Genomic DNA, 3,065 nt, shown 5'->3' with positions numbered 1-3,065 from the left:
AGTGCCGAGAAATTTAAAGGACTTGATGGCGTTTTGGTTGCCCCAGGTTTTGGAGAGCGTGGTATCGAAGGAAAAATTGCTGCAGTAAGATACGTGCGTGAAAACAATATTCCATTCTTCGGAATTTGTTTGGGAATGCAAATGGCTTGTATTGAATTTGCCAGAAACGTAATCGGCCTGACAGAAGCACATTCAACAGAAATGTATCCTGATACTCAATTCCCTGTTATCGATTTGATGGAAGAACAAAAAACTGTAACGGATAAAGGTGGCACGATGCGTTTGGGAGCGTATGCTTGTAAAACCAAAGATAAAACTCTGGCTCGTAAGATTTACGGCAAAGCCAACATTAGCGAACGCCACCGCCACCGTTGGGAGTTTAATAATAAATATTTGAAAGATTACGAAGCAGCAGGAATGGTGATTTCGGGCGTAAACCCAGATAGTGGCTTGGTAGAAATCGTTGAACTACCAAACCATCCATATTTCATTGGCGTTCAGTTTCATCCAGAATTGAAAAGTACAGTAATGACCCCTCACCCACTTTTCGTGAATTTCGTGAAGGCTGCCATTGATTTCTCGAAGTCAAAGAAATAATATTCCTTTTATTCGTGCCACGCTATGCGTGGCACGGTAAGTAACAAAGCCTTTTTGCGAAATAATAAAACCTTAATCTTCGGAAAAGCACAAAATATCAAGCCATAGCCCCATAACTTTCACTATTTCATTGAAGTTATGGGGCTATTTTGTGATTAACGGTCTAAGTGTCAGATACTTGATTAGGATTTATAACTAATCTTTGCGAATTTTGTAGTAGAATACGGCATCTCTCAGTGAGTGCCTTTATATTTTTTACGTATTTTTAAACTTTAATGGAAAAATTAGTAGATAGAAACCAGCTAATTGGTATCGTGTTGTTGATGTGTATGTGGGCAGGTTACATGTATTTCATGCCACAAACCCCACCCGAACAGCCTGCGAAGGTTGCACCAAAAACTGAAGCTAAAGCAATTGCTACACCTAATGTATTGCAAGATACTACTGCTCTAAAAGCCGCTTTTGGCGATTTCGCAAGTGCAGCCGTAGGTACAGCCCAAGATATTATTATCGAAAACCAAGACGCTAAATTTACTTTTAGTACCCTTGGAGGCTCAATCAAAGAAGCAGTTCTGAAAAATTACTCAACGTATTCAGATTTTCAGAAAGGAGCAAAAAATCCGTTGGTTTTATTGGACGCTAAAAGCTCAAATATGAGTTTAGAAGTACAAACTAACAAAGGAAAAATCGACCTCAAAAAACTTTATTTTTCTTCTGACTCAAAACCAACAGTTTTGAAGGAAGGAGACTCTACAAAAGTGACTTTCCGACTAAACTTAGGTCAAAACCAATACATCGACCAAGTTTATACAGTAAAAGGAAAAGGCTATACGATTGACTACGACATCAATTTTGTTGGGGTGGATGCCTTAGTACAAAATCAGCCTGTACGTTTCTATTGGCAAGATAATTTGAAAGTTTTGGAGCATGACATCGAAGAAAACCGTAAATCAGCCCAAATCAATTTTTGGAATGCTAAAGAAGATGAGTTCGATGATTTAGGAGCGAATGCTTCTGGCAATGCCGATTTGGCTGCCGAAGACCCAATCAAATGGTATTCATTCAAACAAAAATATTTTGTATCAGGTTTTGTTGCTAAAAATCAGCCATTGACTGGTGCGAAACTCAAATTGGTTACACCAGAAAACGACCAAAACATTGTAAAAACAGTTGAAGTTGATGCAAATTTGGCTATTTCTGACCTAAAAACTGGTAAAGGTAATTTCCGTTTTTATTTCGGACCAAACGATTATGATTTAGTAAAAGTTGTAGCCGATGGTTTCCACCGCAATGTTTACTTAGGTTATGATTTCGTGAAGCCAATCAACCGTTTTGTGTTTGTGCCTCTTTTCAAATTGGCCGAATCGTTTATTAGCAATTACGGTCTTTTGATTATTGTGGTGGTGCTTGTTCTGAAAACCTTGCTTACACCTTTGATTTATAAGTCATATATCAGTTCGGCTAAAATGCGTATTTTAGCTCCTGAGTTGGCCGAAATCAAAGAAAAAGTAGGCGACGACCAAGTAAAGATGCAACAAGAGCAAATGAAACTCTACCAACAAGTGGGCGTAAATCCGTTGAGTGGTTGTGTGCCGATGTTGTTGCAAATGCCTATTTTAATGTCGGTGTTTTTCTTGTTCCCGAACATGATTATGTTCCGTCAGAAAAACTTCTTGTGGGCATCAGACCTTTCAACTTATGATTACCCAATTAGTTGGGCAACCAACTTACCAGTTGTAGGCAACCACATTAGTTTGTTTGTGGTATTGATGACTATCTCAAGTTTGGCGTTTACTTATTATAATAACCAAATCACGCCAGACCAACCAGGGCCAATCGACATGAAGAAAATGAGTTATGTTTTCCCGATTGTGTTCTTTTTTGTTTTGAATAGTTTCCCAGCTGCATTGAGTTTCTATTATTTGGTTTCAAACGTTGTTACGATTGCTCAACAACAAATTGTGCGTCGTTTCGTTGATGAAGATAAAATTCGTAAAATCTTAGATGAAAATAAGATTAAGTTCAAAGCGAATCCGCAAGCGGCTAAAAAAGGCAAGTTTGCTCAATTCATGGAAAATCAAGTAAAATTGGCTGAGGAGAATCGTAAGTTGCAAAACGAAGAAAAGAAAAAGAAAAAATAATAGTCCTATCCAAATCCCTCCGCATGAAACCTATTGCGGAGGGATTTTTAAGGATTCTAAACTAAACCTCTAACCTATGAAAAGGTGCTGTAGTCTTTTCATCCTTTTGCTGATAACGCACGCATTAGTAGCTCAACAAGCTACTCTTTCAGAAAGGGAATATGCCCTAAAATATAAAAAAGCCGTGCAGTTATATGCAGGTCAGCAGTATTTTGAAGCTCAAAGCGAACTCACTCCGCTCACCAATCGAAAATACACCAATTCGATGGTGCCATACGCACACTTTTATCATGGATTGTGCTCATTCAAGCAAAATAAGTTTTTTGA

Annotated in this window: 3 protein-coding genes; all 3 read left to right on the top strand. The window is 38.2% G+C overall.

The genetic code is table 11. The features are described from left to right. Positions 1 to 597: glutamine amidotransferase-related protein (locus ACOVO2_RS02775; RefSeq protein ID WP_421768508.1), on the top strand; the 597-nt coding region annotated here is incomplete at its 5' end. A 275-nt stretch (positions 598 to 872) separates the two neighbouring features. Beyond that, a complete protein-coding gene (yidC, locus tag ACOVO2_RS02770) occupies positions 873 to 2,738 on the top strand; it encodes a membrane protein insertase YidC (protein WP_421768507.1) in 1,866 nt (621 codons plus the stop codon). A gap of 76 nt (positions 2,739 to 2,814) precedes the next feature. Next, the coding region (locus ACOVO2_RS02765) for a hypothetical protein (protein WP_421768506.1) at positions 2,815 to 3,065 on the top strand (251 nt) is incomplete at its 3' end.

Origin of the sequence: Emticicia sp., assembly GCF_049241225.1 — a bacterium.
Classification (GTDB): domain Bacteria; phylum Bacteroidota; class Bacteroidia; order Cytophagales; family Spirosomataceae; genus Emticicia.
The sequence above is the reverse complement of the archived record's forward strand: the minus strand, read 5'-3'. Positions and strand labels throughout refer to the sequence as shown.

Bases quoted from the DNA above. Each gene is read 5' to 3' on its own strand.
- yidC (WP_421768507.1), top strand. From the start codon at position 873: ATGGAAAAATTAGTAGATAGAAACCAGCTAATTGGTATCGTGTTGTTG.